Source organism: Desulfacinum infernum DSM 9756, from assembly GCF_900129305.1.
GTDB classification, from domain to species: Bacteria; Desulfobacterota; Syntrophobacteria; order Syntrophobacterales; family DSM-9756; genus Desulfacinum; species Desulfacinum infernum.
In genome coordinates this window covers 1-15,597 of record NZ_FQVB01000027.1, presented here as the reverse complement: position 1 = coordinate 15,597, position 15,597 = coordinate 1, and the positions used below count along the sequence as shown (strand labels likewise).

The 15,597-nt window shown below is 62.6% G+C and carries 10 protein-coding genes, 1 tRNA gene and 1 pseudogene; 8 read left to right on the top strand and 4 right to left on the bottom strand.

The features are described from left to right. Window positions 1–3: 3 nt before the first annotated feature. Window positions 4–79: transfer RNA gene (locus BUB04_RS13105), tRNA-Ala, on the bottom strand. 142 nt (window positions 80–221) lie between these two features. Then, the gene (locus BUB04_RS13100) at window positions 222–1,520 is read right to left on the bottom strand and encodes a nitronate monooxygenase (RefSeq protein WP_073040246.1); all 1,299 of its coding nucleotides are present in this window, start codon (window positions 1,518–1,520) and stop codon (window positions 222–224) included. Window positions 1,521–1,644: 124 nt separating this feature from the next. Between BUB04_RS13100 and BUB04_RS19625 the strand changes: the two genes are divergently transcribed. From BUB04_RS19625 to fdhF, 4 genes are all read left to right on the top strand, one after another. Continuing rightward, window positions 1,645–2,583, top strand: coding sequence for a peptidoglycan-binding protein (locus BUB04_RS19625; protein ID WP_073040311.1), 939 nt, complete (start codon window positions 1,645–1,647; stop codon window positions 2,581–2,583). A gap of 14 nt (window positions 2,584–2,597) precedes the next feature. Beyond that, on the top strand, window positions 2,598–3,539 hold the full coding sequence (locus BUB04_RS13090; protein ID WP_073040244.1) for a patatin-like phospholipase family protein: 942 nt from the start codon (window positions 2,598–2,600) through the stop codon (window positions 3,537–3,539). Between the two features lie 395 nt (window positions 3,540–3,934). Further along, window positions 3,935–5,893, top strand: coding sequence for an FAD-dependent oxidoreductase (locus BUB04_RS13085; RefSeq protein ID WP_073040242.1), 1,959 nt, complete (start codon window positions 3,935–3,937; stop codon window positions 5,891–5,893). A 62-nt stretch (window positions 5,894–5,955) separates the two neighbouring features. Next, window positions 5,956–8,757 (top strand): formate dehydrogenase subunit alpha, encoded by a 2,802-nt coding sequence (gene fdhF, locus BUB04_RS13080; RefSeq protein ID WP_084076480.1) that lies wholly within the window; start codon window positions 5,956–5,958, stop codon window positions 8,755–8,757. A 733-nt stretch (window positions 8,758–9,490) separates the two neighbouring features. On the opposite strand, the gene BUB04_RS13075 is transcribed toward fdhF, so the two are convergent. After that, on the bottom strand, window positions 9,491–9,769 hold the full coding sequence (locus tag BUB04_RS13075) for an FmdB family zinc ribbon protein (RefSeq protein ID WP_073040240.1): 279 nt from the start codon (window positions 9,767–9,769) through the stop codon (window positions 9,491–9,493). A gap of 249 nt (window positions 9,770–10,018) precedes the next feature. Here BUB04_RS13075 and BUB04_RS13070 point away from each other — a divergent pair, with 249 nt between their 5' ends. The 4 genes from BUB04_RS13070 (at window position 10,019) to BUB04_RS13055 (ending at window position 15,095) form a co-directional block, all read left to right on the top strand. Beyond that, entirely contained in the window at window positions 10,019–11,212 is a 1,194-nt protein-coding gene (locus BUB04_RS13070; RefSeq protein ID WP_073040238.1) for a BMP family lipoprotein, read from the top strand. A gap of 87 nt (window positions 11,213–11,299) precedes the next feature. After that, on the top strand, window positions 11,300–12,769 hold the full coding sequence (locus tag BUB04_RS13065) for an ABC transporter ATP-binding protein (protein WP_073040236.1): 1,470 nt from the start codon (window positions 11,300–11,302) through the stop codon (window positions 12,767–12,769). Window positions 12,770–13,071: 302 nt separating this feature from the next. After that, complete coding sequence (locus BUB04_RS13060; RefSeq protein WP_073040234.1) at window positions 13,072–14,118, top strand: ABC transporter permease; 1,047 nt, start codon at window positions 13,072–13,074, stop codon at window positions 14,116–14,118. Then, window positions 14,115–15,095, top strand: a complete 981-nt coding sequence (locus BUB04_RS13055) for an ABC transporter permease (RefSeq protein ID WP_073040232.1) — start codon at window positions 14,115–14,117, stop codon at window positions 15,093–15,095. Before BUB04_RS13060 ends, BUB04_RS13055 begins: the two co-directional genes overlap by 4 nt. Window positions 15,096–15,381: 286 nt before the next feature. Here the strand turns inward: BUB04_RS13055 and BUB04_RS19385 are convergent. Further along, window positions 15,382–15,597, bottom strand: a pseudogene (locus BUB04_RS19385) (IS1634 family transposase); the annotation flags it as partial.

Below are 15,597 nucleotides of genomic sequence, written 5' to 3'. Positions count from 1 at the left end.
CCGTGGTGGAGATGACGGGATTCGAACCCGTGGCCTCAGCCTTGCGAAGGCTGCGCTCTCCCAACTGAGCTACATCCCCACGCGGGAAGTGCAAGACCCTATAGCGCTTTTGAGTCTCCCTGTCAAGAACGGCGTGGAGGAAGCTGGCAGCAATCAGCTGGCAGCAATCAGCTGTCAGCTATCAGCTGATAGCTGTCAGTTCTCAGTTGTCAGTTCTCAGTTCACGGATCACGGATTACGGCTGACGGATTACGGATCACGGAACACGGAACACACTCCTCCGGCAGAGCGATCTGATGATCTGTGCTGAACTGGTAGTCCTTGAAGACGTGCTCGGCGCTGAGGATCTGGTAGGTGCCGTCCGGATTCCGCCGTGTGGTCTCCTTCAGCCGGTAGGTGTAATGGCCGCAGGTCCAGCACTGGTAGCGCCGCATGTGGGTGCACAGGCACACCTTCTGGATCTCGTGGAGCTTGTCGGCCCCGCCGTTTTGGGCCGCCTGGTAGTAGGCTTCCAGGTACGAGCAGTGCCCCGTTCCGTCCAGGAGATAGCCGTAGGCGTCGCAGGCGGGACGAACCCGGCGCGAGACGGCCGGGCAGTTTTTGAGCATGCGCATGGGGTATCCCGTGGGCGAGAGCATGTTCACTTCGATGTCTTCCTCTTCCGCCTCGAAGTAACGCTGTTTCACATCCTCGGGAAGGCCCGACTCCCGCGTCACGGTAAAGCGCGTGGCCACCTGGACGGCTCCGGCTCCCGCTTCCATGTATTCCACGGCGTCCGTTCCCGTGAAGATGCCTCCCGCCGGAATGACCGGAATGGGCAGCCCCTCTTTCTTGAGGTATTGCACAACCTCCTGGAAGATGGCCTTCAGGTCGAACTTCTTCCAGTCGAGACCGAAGCCCAGATGACCGCCCGCAAGGGGTCCTTCCACCACCACGTAGTCGGGAGGTCGGTTGACGCGCGCCGCCCGTTTGAGAAAGAGCTTCAGAGCCCGGACCGACGAGACGATGATCCCCAACAGGGCGTCCCGAAACCGGGGATGGTCGGCCATGAGGGCAAAGCTCGCCAGGTGGAGCCCGGCGCTCAGGGTGATGCCGTCGATTCCCGCATCCAGGGCCGCCTTGAGGCGCGCCTGCAGGGTCTCCTTGGGGTTTCCCATGGTGAGCTTTTCCATGCAATTGAGAAAGACCAGCCCTGGGCCCTGCTTCCTCTCCATGGTCTTGCTCACGTACAGCCGGGTGGCTTCCGCCACCTGAGCCACCTGGAAAAAGACGCCCGATTTGTCGGGTTGCTTCACGTTTCCGCAGTTCCTGCTGAGCTTTTCCGAAACGAAATGCGTTCCGAGAACATCGTCCGTCACGGCGGGCATCATGGCGTCGGATATGTGTCCCACCCCGCCCAGTCTCGCCGCCTCCAAAGCCAGCTCGGTGGTGGAGATGTTCACGCCCATTCCGCCGATCACCAAAGGAACCAACTCTTTTCCCGCTAGTTTCAGTCGAAAATCATCCAGCTTTTTGCTCATGACGCTTGCCTTTCAAAGGAACTCGCCTTGTCTTCCCGAGGGGCCCACGGATAGGATGAATGAAGTTCAGTCCCGCCTGAATATCATGAATGCCGTTCATTTTGGAAGAGCCAAGGAGGGGGTCATGTTGAGTGATCTGCAAAAACGGGCCGCCCAGGCCATCGTGAACGTCTTTGAAACGGGCCGGCCTCTGGGCGATTACGGCAAAGTAACCTACCATCCCCGGGACACCGGGCAGCTCACCTACGGGAGGTCCCAGACCACGCTCGCCAGCGGCAATCTGTATCTGCTCCTTAGAGACTATTGCGATCGGCCGGAAAGCGCCCTGGGCCCGGACATCCGCCCCTACCTGGCGCATGTGGCCCGTCGCGATCCGGCACTCAATTTCGATGGGCGCTTCAAGGCCCTTCTCCGGGAGGCGGGAGACGACCCGGTCATGCAGGAGACCCAGGACGCCTTCTTCGACCGGGTCTATTGGAGTCCCAGCCTGAACTCGGCGGCGGCTGTCGGGGTCGTCTCGGCCCTGGGGACGTCCGTGGTCTACGACAGCAAGATCCACGGGTCCTGGCACCGTATGCGCGACCGAACCGTGGAGCGGTTCGGGACCGTCGAATCCCTGGGGGAGACTGAATGGGTCCGGTGCTACGTTCAGGTGCGCCGACAATGGTTGGCCACCCATTCCAATCCCCTCCTCCACAAAACCGTCTACCGCATGGAGAGTTTCGAACACCTTATCCGGGAAGAAAAATGGGGCCTGGAACTGCCGTTGGTGGTGCGGGGCGTTCGCATCGATGAGCCGGTGCTCGCGGGCGAGCCGGTCCGCATCTCGGCGGAAGAGGAACCCCCGCGGATGTTGCGTTTGCAAACGCCCTACCTCCGCGGCGAGGACGTGCGGCGGCTCCAGGAGGCCCTTTCGACCAGGGGCTATGCGGTCACGGTGGACGGGGTTTTCGGACCCGAGACGGACCGGGCCGTGCGGCGCTTCCAAAAGGATTCGGGCCGCCTCAAGGTGGACGGGATCGTGGGCCCCGCCACCCGTACCGAACTGGGCTTGGAGTCCTGAGAAAGGAGGTTCTCATGATACGGGTGCTGTCCATCGACGGAGGCGGAATCCGCGGGATCATCCCCGCCATGGTGCTGGCGGAAATGGAGCGGCTCACCGGCCGCCCCACGGCGCAAAACTTCGACTTGATGGCCGGGACGTCCACGGGTGGGATTCTGGTCATGGCCCTCGCCATCCCCGGAAGCGACGGCCCGCGGTATGCCGCTCGGGACCTGGTGGATCTCTATGCCGAACGGGGCCGCGACATCTTCAAAAGATCCTTCTGGAAAGGGATGAGCTCGGCGGGGGGACTCTTGGACGAAAAGTATTCCCACGAGCCGCTGGAGCGGGTCCTGGACGAGTATTTCGGCGACACGGTACTGAGCGAGGCCGTGACGAAGGTGCTGGTGTCCGCCTACGAGATCGAAAACCGCGCGCCCTTCTTCTTCAAAAGCTGGCGAGCCGAAACGGCCATGGTGCCCATGAAGCGGGCGGCGCGGGCCACCTCCGCCGCCCCCACCTACTTCGAGCCGGCCCGGATCCGCATCGGAAACGAAACCAGGGTGCTGGTGGACGGTGGAGTCTTCGTGAACAACCCGGCCGTATCCGCCTACGCGGAGGCCCGGCGGCTCCATCCGGGGGATGAGGACATGGTGGTGGTTTCCCTGGGTACGGGGGAACTCACCCGACCCATCACCTACGAAGAGGCCAAGGACTGGGGGCTGGCCGGCTGGGCGATCCCCATCCTGAACGTGGTCTTCGACGGGGTGAGCGACGCGGTGGACTACCAGCTTCGGCAGATCCTGGGTGAGCGCTTCGCCCGCTTCCAGATCCCGCTCCACGTGGCCAGCGACGACATGGACAACGCTTCGGCGGCCAACATCACGGCGCTCAAGCTGGAGGCGCAGACGCTCATGAGGCAACGTCGGGAAGACCTGGAAAAGGTCTGCCGGTGGCTGGAGGCGAGTGACGAGTGATGGGTGATGGGTGACGAGTGATGGGTGACGAGTGATGGGTGACGAGTGATGGGTGATGAGTGATGGGTGATGGGGCTTCCCTGCCCTTGGATGGGATTGAAACCGGAAAACCGAAAACTGACGGCTGACGGCTGAGAGCTGATCGCTTTCACCAAATGCACAAAAGGGGGCTGGAATGCGTGCCGGGTTGTGAAAAGGTTGACATGCACGACCGTTTTGTGTCAGTAAGTCGGACCGTTGTATGCCCGGGTGCTTGGCGCATGGCAAGGCGTAAGGGTTCGTAATATGGGGATCCTCGCCGGTTCCAGCGCCGGCCCGGCGGCTGCGGCGGTGACGCCCGTGGAAGTGGAGTTTGCACAACAAACCCCCGAAACATGTGAAGTGGAGAAGGAAAGTTGGCTGACATCGTCTTTGGTATATGGGACGGCCAGATCGTCCACAACGGAAAAAGCGAGCTGTGGGCGCCCAAGCTCGCGCCCCTCCAGGACATTGCCGAATACGAACCCGGAAATCCCATCCAGGCCATCATGGGCTGGGACGGCTTTTTCGTCTTCGATCCCTCCGTGGACCTGGTGGACATGGCCCGGGCCTACATGGAGGTGGTGCAGCGAGAGTCGTGCGGAAAATGCGTGCCGTGCCGCATGGGCACCCGGGTGGCCGTGGATCTGCTCACCCGCATCGCCGACGGCAAGGGCAGCGAGGAAGACATCCACACCCTTCGGAAGGTGGCCCGCCTGGTGCGCGAAGGGTCCATGTGCGAGCTGGGCCACACGGGGATGAACGGCGTGCTCTACCTTCTGGATCATTACGAAGGGGTTTTTCGAGAAAGCATCACCAAGGGTGTGCGCCATCCCCGCCGGAGCTACCACACCAAGGTGACCGCTCCGTGCATCGAGGCCTGCCCCGAGCGCTTGGACATCCCCGCCTACATCGACTACATCCGATCCGGGCGCTACACGGACTCCCTTTCCATCATTCAGGAAAAGAACCCCCTGGCGTCCGTCTGCGGCCGCGTGTGCGTGCGCTTTTGCGAGTTCGCCTGCCGCCGGGGCATGCTGGACGACCCGGTGGACATCAAGCACCTGAAGCGCTTCGTGTCCGACGTGGAGCTGGAGGCGGCGGTCAAGAAGCAGGCCAAGGAGGTGCGCATCGCCCCCGATGCCAAACGGGTGGCCATCGTCGGGGCCGGCCCGGCCGGCATCACGGCGGCGTACCACCTGCTCCGCAAAGGCTATCGGGTGGAGATCTTCGAGGCCATGGATGAGCCGGGCGGATGGGCCGCTTTCGGTATCCCCGACTACCGGCTGCCGCGCCAGGTGCTTCGAAACGAGGCGGAAGTGGTCCTGGAGATGGGCGGCCAAATCCACTACAACCAGCGGCTGGGCAAGGATTTCACCTTGAAGGATCTCCGGGATCGGGGATTCGATGCCATCTTCCTGGCCATCGGCTGTCAGCTGGGCACGAGCCTGGGCATTCCCGGCGAGGAACTTCAACCCAAGGGCTACTACCCCGGCGTGGAATTCCTGAAGCGCGTCAACCGCAACGAACCCATCGAGATGGGTTCCAAGGTGGTGGTGGTCGGCGGCGGCAACGTGGCCATGGACTGCTCCCGGTCGTCGCTGCGCATGGGGGCCAAGGAGGTCCATCTGGTCTATCGGCGAACCAAGGCCGAGATGCCCGCCGACAAGGTGGAAATCCACGAGGCGGAAGAGGAAGGGGTGCACTTTCATTTCCTGACCAACCCCACGCGGCTTCTGGTGGAAGACGGTCGGGTGGTGGGCATGGAGTGCATCCGCATGGAACTGGGTGAGCCGGACAAGAGCGGCCGACGCCGTCCCGTGCCCGTGGAAGGCTCGGAGTTCGTCATCGAGTGCGACATGGTGCTCCCGGCCATCGGGCAGAAGATGGACGTCTCGTGCCTGGGAGATCCCCCGGTGCTGAAACTCTCGCGCTGGAACACCGTGGAAGTCAATCCGGACACCCTGCAGACCTCCCTGGAATGCGTGTTTGCCGGCGGCGATTGCGTGTCCGGCCCGGCCACTTTGATCGAGGCCATGGCCGCCGGATTCCGGGTGAGCCATTCCATCGACCAATACCTTCGCTTCGGCCGTGTGGAACTGACCGAAGAAGAGCGCATGAGCCGCGTTCTTCGGGCCGTGGCCGCCGTGGACGAGGACATGGTGGACCGCCTGGGCCGGGGCGTCCAGCGCATCCAGATACCCACCCGGACGGTGGAAGAGCGCGTGGACGACTTCGAAGAGGTGGAGATGGGATGGGCTCCGGAAGACGCCCTGCTGGAAGCGGACCGCTGCCTGCGCTGCTATCGCATCCTGCTGGTGGCCACGGAGAAGTAGCTCCCAAGGAACCCCACACTCCTTTGGATGGATCCCTGCGAAAATGGAACGGGTGAGAAGAGATGGCAGTGAGAAGACAATCTGAGGCAAAGACCGTGACCATCCTCATGGACGGCATGAGGCTGAACGCCCGGGAGGGACAGACGATCCTGGACGTGGCCCGTGAACACGATATCCGCATTCCCACTTTGTGCTACCATGAAAAACTGAAACCCATCGGATCCTGCCGCATGTGCATCGTGGAGGTGGAAGGGAGCAGCACGCCGGTGGCGGCCTGCACCACGGCGGTTTCCGACGGGATGATCGTTCGCACCCACACCCCGGATCTGGTGGAGCTTCGACGGGAAACCCTGAAGCTCATCTTCCTCAAGCACCCCATGAACTGTGCCGCGTGCGAGATCAACGGCAACTGCCAGCTGCAGGATCTGGCGCACGAGTACGACATCAACCACACGGATCTTCACACCTACAACATCCGGCCGGTGGAGCCGGAGCCCGGACCCTACGCGACCCCGCTCATCCAGTACCATCCCCGCCGGTGCATCCTGTGCGGTCGGTGCGTCCAGGCGTGCGTGGAGATCACCGAGGTGGGGGCCATCAATTTCAAAGGCCGCGGCGCCTTGGCCCGTATTGCGCCGGTGGAGCGCATGGGAAGCATCAAGCCGGAATGCGTTTCCTGCGGGGAGTGCATGGCGGTCTGTCCCGTGAACGCGCTGACGGAGGCTCTGGGAAAGAAACGGGGCAAGGCTTGGGAGACCCGGAAGGTGAAGACCACCTGCACCTACTGCGGCTGCGGGTGCCAACTGGAACTGAACGCCGTGGGCGAAACGGTCACGGCGGTGACCCCCGTGGACGGCGGCGTGAACCGCGGGGCGCTCTGCTCCAAGGGGCGTTTCGGCTACGACTTCATCAACCACCATGAACGGCTCAAAACGCCGCTCATCCGGGAAAACGGAACCTGGCGGGAAGCCAACTGGGACGAGGCCCTGGATTTTGTGGCCAAGCGCCTGGTGGACATCCGCTCGGAATCGGGCCCGGACGCCATCGGGGCTCTTGCTTCCGCGCGCTGCACCAACGAGGAAAACTACCTCTTTCAGAAATTCATCCGGGGGGTCATCGGCACCAACAACGTGGACCACTGCGCCCGTCTCTGACACAGCTCCACGGTGGCCGGTCTGGCCGCCGCGTTCGGCTCCGGTGCCATGACCAACTCCATTGCGGAGATCGAGGAAACCGATGTGATCCTCATCACCGGAAGCAACACCTCGGAGGCGCATCCCATCATCGGTCGGATGATCAAACGGGCCGTGGATCGGCGCCGCGCGAAGCTCATCGTGGTGGATCCGAGAAAGATTCCCATGGTGAGCTTTGCCAACATCTGGCTGCGGCCTCGACCCGGCACCGACGTGGCCTGGATCAACGGTCTGTGCCACGTGATCCTGGAAGAAGGGCTGTGGGATCGGGAGTTCGTGGCTCAGCGCACGGAAGGCTTCGAAGAATTCCGGGAGTCGGTCAAGGAATTCACCCCGGAGTATGTGGAGCAGGTGTGCGGGATTCCGGCCGAGGACCTTCGGCGCGCCGCCCGCCTCTATGCCCGGGCGCCCAAGGCCATGATCTTCTACGCCATGGGCATCACCCAGCACGCCCACGGCACGGACAACGTGAAGGCCCTGGCCAACCTGGTGATGCTCTGCGGTCAGGTGGGCCGCGAAGGCACGGGACTCAACCCCCTGCGCGGCCAGAACAACGTGCAGGGCGCCTGCGACATGGGGGCCCTTCCCAACGTCCTTCCCGGTTATCAGCCGGTCACCGACGAGGAGGTCCTGGCGCGATTCCAGGCGGAATGGGCCACGGGGGTTCGGCTTTCCAACAAGGTGGGGATGCCGGTCACCGAGATGTTCCCGGCCGTGCTGGAGGGCCGGCTTCGCGCCATGTACATCGTGGGGGAAAATCCGGCTCTGAGCGACGCCAATGTGTCCCATGTGCGGGAAGCTCTGGAGGCGCTGGACTTCCTGGTCGTGCAGGACATCTTCTTTACGGAGACGGCCGCCTACGCGGACGTGGTGCTGCCGGCGGCCAGCTTCGCCGAAAAGGACGGCACCTTCACCAACACGGAACGGCGCGTGCAGCGGGTGCGCAAGGCCATCGACCCGCCGGGGCGGGCCCGTGCGGACTGGGAGATCTTCTGCCGGCTGGCCAAGGCCTACAGCCGCGAGCTCAACAAGCGGTCGGCCGTGGCGGCGGTGGCCAACGGCCTGGCGGCGCGCTGCAAGGACCGCGGGTACTGGGACTACGCCGATCCCAGTGAAATCTTCGACGAACTGGCGGCGGTCACGCCCATCTACGCGGGCTTGAGCTACAAGCGGGTGGAACGGGGCGGTATCCAGTGGCCGTGCCCGTCGCGGCACCATCCGGGCACTCCCTATCTGCACAAGGACCGGTTCGCGCGGGGCCGGGGCAAGTTCCACGCCCTCGCCTTCCAGGGGCCCGCCGAACTGCCGGACGAAGAGTACCCGTTCTACCTCAGCACGGGCCGTATTCGCTTCCACTATCACACCGGCACCATGACCCGGCGGTGCCGTGGCCTGGACAGGCTGGCTCCCGCGGAACGGATCCAGATCCATCCGCAGGACGCCGAGCGGCTGGGAATCCGAACCGGAGACCGCGTGCGGGTGGTCTCCCGGCGCGGCGAAGTGGAGGCGGAGGTGCTGGTGTCCGAGAATCCGGCCCCGGGAATGGTCTTCGCCACCTTCCACTTCGCCGAGGTTCCGGTCAACGTGCTCACCAACGATGCATTGGATCCGGTGAGCAAAATCCCGGAACTCAAGGTGTGCGCCGTTCGCGTGGAGAAGGTGGCGGCGTAGGAGCTTGTCCGAAAACGGCAGATTTGCGCCGTTCAACGCCCATTCGTCATCCCCGCGGAAGCGGGGATCCAGGATTTCCAGTAAGTTATGGACTCCCGCTTGCGCGGGAGTGACGGTTTGGGGAGTTTTCGGACAGCCTCCCAGGTGGCTGTCTGAGAATTGCTTTCTGACCCAATCTGAGCGATTTTTTCTTCGGGTGTCTCTTACACCGCGTGATTAGCGGGCGGGGATAAACCCCGCCCCTACCCAATGGGTCCGGGGCTTTTTGTAGGGGCGGGCTTTACGCCCGCCCTTCAGGAGCTGTCCATTAGAAAGAACCGTCCAATTCAGGTCTGACGCAAGGGCCCAGGGAGCTACCGTTTTCCACGTAGCCGCGGGGCTTCAGCCCCGCGGGAATGGGTCATCGTAACCCCATGAGGTTACGGGCCGAATACGACGGGCTATCCGACGGTCGGTGGATCCTTCGCAGCCCTAAAGGGCTGCACTACGAGAAAGGCGGTGGTGCCCAGTGTTTTCAGACAAGCACCCAGGGCCAGATCGCCGGGCGGTCCGCATTACGGCGGGATTCGATATGCCGGCGGCCCCATGGCGCCCAGCGTTGGTTTCAACTGTAGGGGCGAATGATCATTCGCCCCTACCTCCTGCGCGCCGCCTTTGTCTTCGACTAAAAAAGCCCCTGCCGACTTTCGGCAGGGGCTTTTTGGTCGCGAATCGGGTTGGGGGGCCGTTCGGCTTAGTCGTCGGACGATGTGGTGGAGGAAGAAGGCTTGTCTCCGGAAGATCCACCGGAGGAGTCTTCGTTCTTGGACGAACTGGAGTTGGCGTTCTGCTTTCTTCCGGCATAGTCGGTCACGTACCAGCCGGAACCCTTCAGGTGGAAGGTGCTCATGGAAATCATCTTTCGCAGTTCGCCGTGGCAATGATCGCATTCGGTCAGCGGGGGATCGGAAAACTTCTGCATGGCTTCGGTGATCTGACCGCACTTGGTGCATTCGTATTCGTAAATGGGCATCGCTTTGACCTCCTTGCCGTCCTCGGTGGACGGGCGCTCTATGAAATCGGCACCGGGCACGAGTGACCATTCGATTTTCGCGGTAATTATAAGTTCGACTTCCCGGTTGTCAAGGACCGGATCCCTTGTTCCCTTCGGCGCATAATCGGTTGCAATTGCGAGGTCTTTTCTTTATGATCGCGCCCACCCGGATGGATAAGGTGCATCGATCGAGAACCGGATGGAATCAAAACGCCGAGGAGGAGGACAATGCGCGGGAAACGTGTTTGGGGCATCGTGGCGGTCGTGGCCGCGTTGCTGGGGACCTTGATGGCGCCCGTGGCCGGTACGGCGGCGGACGATGAATTCATCTTCGGGCTCCTGCTGGTGGGCCCCTACAATGATCGTGGTTGGAGCCAGGCCCACTACGAGGGTGGACTCTACGTTCAGGAAAAGGTGCCCGGGACCAGGATGATCTACATCGACAAGGTGAACCCCGCCGACCGCCCCGGCGTGACCATCCCCCAGTTGGTGGACGACCTGGTGTCCAAGGGCGCCAAGCTCATCATCGCCAATTCGGACGACATGAAGGACGGGATCCGGGAAGCGGCGCTTCAGCACCCCGATATCCACTTCGTGCACGTTTCCGGCGACGATGCCCTGACCGGCAAAGGTCCCGCCAACCTGGCCAACATCATGGGGCGCATGGAATACGGCAAGATGATGGCCGGCTTCGTGGCGGGTCTTACCACCCGGACCGGAAAGATCGGTTACCTGGGCCCCCTCATCAACGAGGAAACCCGGCGCCTGGCGGCCAGCACCTACCTGGGTGCCCGCTACGCCTGGACCCAGGTCCGAAAACAGGCTGAAGACAAGCTGGCCTTTCGGGTGACCTGGATCGGCTTCTGGTTCAACATCCCCGGAGTGACCGCGGATCCCACCCAGGTGGCCCAGAACTTCTTCAACTCCGGCTACGACGTGGTAGTTTCCGGGATCGACACCACGGAAGCCCTGGTGGTGGCCGGTCAGAAGCGCAAGGAAGGAAAGGAAGTCTGGGCCATTCCCTACGACTACGAAGGGGCCTGCGAGACGGCTCCCGATGCCTGTCTGGGCGTGCCTTACTACAACTGGGGTCCCGGCTACGTGCAGTTGGTTCAGGCGTCCATGTCCGGCCAGTGGAAACAGCAATGGCTCTGGCTGCCTCCCGACTGGGCGGACATCAACAACAAGGACACCAGCGCCATAGGTTTTGTTCCCGGGTCCGCTCTGAGCGATGAAGCCAGGAAAGCCTTGGATGCCTTCGTGGCCGATCTGGGCTCCGGGAAGGTCAATCTCTTTGCAGGTCCGCTGTACTACCAGGATGGTTCGGTGTTTGTTGAGGCCGGAAAGACCGCGTCGGATCAGGATGTGTGGTACATGAAGCAGCTGCTCAAGGGAATGGAAGGTCAGAGCAGCGCTCAATAAGACCGCGACCGGCGATCCCAAGAGGTGACGGGGGCGGCCCGCGCAAGCGGGGACCGCCTCCATCTGTTTTCGTAGGCGTCTTTGTTCATGCATATCCAGCTGAAAGAAATTCATAAGTTCTACGGTCCCGTCCACGCCAACCAGGGGATCAACCTCACGGTGGATTCGGGGACCATCCACGGCATCCTGGGGGAGAACGGCGCCGGCAAGAGCACTCTCATGAAGATCCTCTCCGGCTATATCCAGAAGTCCGGCGGCGAGATTCTGCTGGACGGACGGCCGGTGGAGTTCCGCAATCCCGCCATGGCTTCCCGCATGGGCATCGGCATGCTCTATCAGGATCCCCTGGACTTTCCCCCGCTCACCGTGCTGGAAAATTTCATGCTGGGCCAGGTCCACGGCACCAGGCTTTCCGCAAGGGATTGGGCGAACAAGCTCAAGGAACTGGCCGAACATTTCGACTTCCATCTGGACCCCGAAGCGCCCCTGGCCGCCCTGACCGTGGGAGAACGGCAGCAACTGGAACTGCTGCGCCTGCTTTCCCTGGGAGCCCGACTGCTCATTCTGGACGAGCCCACCACGGGGATTTCCCCCGTTCAGAAGGAAGTGCTCTTCCAGGCGCTGCGAAAGCTCGCCCGGGAGGGAAGAACGGTCCTCATGGTGAGTCACAAGATCGAAGACGTGGAGGCCCTGTGCAACCGGGTGACGATCCTTCGCCAGGGACGTGTCACGGGGGAGATGGAGGCGCCCTTCGATCCGGAAACCATCCTGGCCCACATGTTCGGCACCCCGCCCTCGCCGCCTCCCAAGTGCGCCAAGGAAGCGGGAGACCAGGTGCTGGCCTTCCGGGAAGTGAGCGCCGAAGGAGGCCGGGCGGGCCTGAACGAGTGCACGGTCTCCTTTCAACGCGGGCAGGTGGTGGGCCTGGCGGGCCTGGAAGGAAGCGGTCAGGGGGTCTTCCTGAGGCTGGCCGCCGGGCTTCAAAAGCCTCTCACGGGTACTGTCCTTCTGGACGGTCAGGACATGCGCGGCGCGGACCACCACGAATTCAAACGACGGGGCGTGACCTTCCTGCCCACCGCACGCCTGGAAGAAGGGCTCATTCCGGGGCTTTCCATCACCGAGCATTTTGCACTGGCGGCATGCCGTCAGACCTTCCTGGTGCCGTGGCTGGACGCCCTGAAGGTGGCCCGAACCCGCGTGGAGCACTTCAAGATACGGGGCACGCCGGAAACGTCCGTGGAGGGCCTTTCCGGAGGCAATCAGCAGAGGCTCCTCCTGTCGCTCATTCCCCCCAGTCCCAAGGTGTTGCTGCTGGAACAACCCACCCGGGGATTGGACGTGGAGTCGGCGCACTGGATGTGGCAGCACCTTTTGAACCTGTGCGACCAGGGAACCACCATCCTTTTCAGTCCCGCGGAACTGGATGAAATCCTCATGGTGGCCGACCGCGTCCTGGTCTTCTTCAACGGGCGGATCGTGCTGGACGTGACGGCGGAAGAAGCGGATCCCGATCGGATCGGAAGCGCCATCGCCGGGCGGGTGAGTGATGAGTGACGGGTCAAGGGTGACGGGTGAAGGGTCTCGTTAATGGAAAGGTGGGGAATGGCCCGGGATCTGCCATCGGTTGCCTCCCGAGTCCGAGGTTCTAGGAGGCTGTCCGAGAATGACTGATTTCCGTCATTCAACGCCCATTCGTGATCCCCGCGAAAGCGGGGATCCAGGATTTCCGGGAACTTATGGACTCCCGCTTGCGCGGGAGTGACGGTTTGCGGAGTTCTCGGACAAGGTCCTAGGGCGGAGGGAAGCTGCAAGGAATAGATAATGAGGCATGGTACGGGTAGTGACGGCGGGTGAAGATGGAACGGGACAAGGGAACAAGGGCGAAAAGCGTGCTGGGTCAGGCGGCGGCCATACTGGCTCTGGCCTTTTCCTTCACCACGGTGGTGGTGCTTCTGAGCGGAGAGCCGCCTTGGGCGGCCTACCGATACATCCTGGAAGGATCGGTGGGATCTTGGCTCAAGGTGGCCCAGGTGCTGAAGGTCTGGGTGCCCCTGGTGCTCTGTTCCTGCGGCCTTCTTTACACCTTCCAGATCGGCTTGTGGAACATCGGTGTGGAAGGACAGGTGATCCTGGGGGCCATTGCGGCCACGGCGGTGCTTCGCTGGGGAGCCCATTGGGGATCTCCTACGGCGGTGCTCCTCTTGTCCCTGCTGGCGGCCGTGGGCTGCGGCGGATTGTGGGCCCTGGCGGCGGGGCTGCTCAAGACGAGAGGCGGAGTGAACGAGATCTTCGCCGGCCTGGGACTCAATTTCGTGGCCGTGGGCGTCATCTTGTGGCTCATCTTCGGTCCGTGGAAGCGCCCCGGAATCGCCAGCATGAGCGGCACCGAGCCGTTTGCCCGGGAGCTGTGGCTTCCCACCCTGGCGGGATGGCGCATCTCGCCCTACGCTCTGGCGGCTGCCGTGGCGGTGCTGGCCTTGACCTGGTGGACGCTGAAATACACCCGGGTGGGGCTGGCCTGTCGTGCCATCGGCCGCAATCCCCATGCGTCGTACCTTTTGGGTCTTCGCCCCGACCGCTGGATGCTCATCGCCATGATGCTCGCCGGAGGGTTGGCGGGCCTGGCGGGGGCCTACCAGGTGGTGGCCGTCTATCACCGCCTGATTCCCGCCATCTCCAGCAACTACGGATACCTTTCCCTTCTCGTGGTGATGCTGGCCAACTATCGCCTGGTGTGGATCCCCTTCATCGCCTTCTTTTTTGCCGCCCTCAACGTGGGCAGCATCCAGCTTCCCATGATGCTCCAGATGGATTCGTCCCTGGCGGGCGTGATCCAGGGAAGCCTCGTTCTGGCCACCCTGGTGGTGCACGGCTGGGCGCGTAAGAGGGAGCAGGCGTCATGATGGAGTTGAGTTTCGAAATCCTTCTGGCCGGTGTCCTGGCCGGAGCCGCCCCCCTCATCCTGGCCACCATGGGAGAGACCCTGACGGAAAAGGCGGGAGTGATCAACCTGTCCTTGGATGGAACGATCCTCCTTTCGGCCATGACGGGCTTTGCGGTGGCCTACGAAACCCACAGCCTGGTGCTGGGTTTTTTGGCCGCCGGTGTGGTGGGCGTTTTGGTGGCGGCCGTGGTGGCGGGCGCCGGCATCTACCTGGGGCAGTCCCAGGTGGCGGTGGGATTCGTTCTGACGCTCATGTGTCGGGACCTGGCCTACTTTCTCGGCAATCCCTATTCGCGGCTTCAAGGGCCTCAGGTGGGTCTGTCTCCCCTGCCCTTCCTCAAGGACATTCCGGGCGTGGGCCCGGTGCTCTTCCAGCAGAATCTCATCACCTACGCCAGTCTGGTGCTCATCGCGGCGACTTGGGCCTTCATCTACCGCACCCGGTGGGGGCTGGAACTGCGGGCCGTGGGGGAACATCCCCACGCCGCCTACGCCCGGGGGATCAACGCCCGGCGGGTTCAACTGATCTACGCTCTTTTGGGGGGATTTCTGGTGGGGCTGGCCGGAGCGGCCTTTTCTCTCTGCACCAAGCCCGGCTGGGGACGTCCGCAGGGTGCCGAGGGCATGGGCTGGATCGCCCTGGCCATCGTCATTTTCGGGGGATGGCATCCCGTGAAGGTGGCGCTGGGGACCTACCTCTTCGCTCTGCTTCAGATCCTGGGCATCACCTTCCAGGGCGTGCTGCCGTCGGTGCCCACCCAGGTCTTTCAGGTGGCGCCCTTCCCGCTCATGATCTTCACCTTGGTCTTCATGCACTTGAGTCAACGCCCGGGAGCGGAGCGATGGGCGGCCAAGAGGCCGTGGCTGCTCAGGATCATCCGGCTGCTTCGAGGCAGCGCGCCCCGAGCCCTGGGCCAGCCCTATCGGCAGGATTGACGGGCTGGCGGGTTTTCCTCCCGGCCTTCGAAACCGCACTAGGTGCTTGTCCGAGAACTCCCCCTACCGTCACTCCCGCGCAAGCGGGAGTCCATAACCTACTGGAAATTCTGGATCCCCACTCCCCGTTCAAGCCGGGGACAAGCTTCGCGGGGATGACGAAAATGGGCGTTGAACCAGGCAAATTTCCAATTGTCGGACAGGCTCCTAGCCCAAGTTTGTCACTTTTGTGTGTAAGTTACTGATTTTGTTGTAGAGTGCTTTCAAATTCTACACTACAAATTTTTCATTCGATGGCGGTCAGCCTCCTTAATGGCCGTACCGGCAGCCCGAGAGCATTGTAAATTTTCACGTGAACCGGTTCCGGCTCGGACGTGTGTCGTATGTGAATGACCTGCCCTTTGTCATTGACCATGCTGGTGGTCACCCGCACCTGGCCACTCAGATGCGTTCGCAAGGTGGCCCAGTGGTGACGAATTCCGCTTTCGCGAAGCGTCCTCTG

What these genes read in the sequence shown, in the direction of transcription:
- BUB04_RS13090 (WP_073040244.1), top strand. Translation starts at nt 2,598, where the DNA reads ATGATACGGGTGCTGTCCATCGACGGAGGCGGAATCCGCGGGATCATC.
- BUB04_RS13070 (WP_073040238.1), top strand. Translation starts at nt 10,019, where the DNA reads ATGCGCGGGAAACGTGTTTGGGGCATCGTGGCGGTCGTGGCCGCGTTG.
- BUB04_RS13065 (WP_073040236.1), top strand. Translation starts at nt 11,300, where the DNA reads ATGCATATCCAGCTGAAAGAAATTCATAAGTTCTACGGTCCCGTCCAC.
- BUB04_RS13055 (WP_073040232.1), top strand. Translation starts at nt 14,115, where the DNA reads ATGATGGAGTTGAGTTTCGAAATCCTTCTGGCCGGTGTCCTGGCCGGA.
- BUB04_RS19625 (WP_073040311.1), top strand. Translation starts at nt 1,645, where the DNA reads ATGTTGAGTGATCTGCAAAAACGGGCCGCCCAGGCCATCGTGAACGTC.
- BUB04_RS13060 (WP_073040234.1), top strand. Translation starts at nt 13,072, where the DNA reads ATGGAACGGGACAAGGGAACAAGGGCGAAAAGCGTGCTGGGTCAGGCG.
- BUB04_RS13075 (WP_073040240.1), bottom strand. Translation starts at nt 9,769, where the DNA reads ATGCCCATTTACGAATACGAATGCACCAAGTGCGGTCAGATCACCGAA.
- BUB04_RS13100 (WP_073040246.1), bottom strand. Translation starts at nt 1,520, where the DNA reads ATGAGCAAAAAGCTGGATGATTTTCGACTGAAACTAGCGGGAAAAGAG.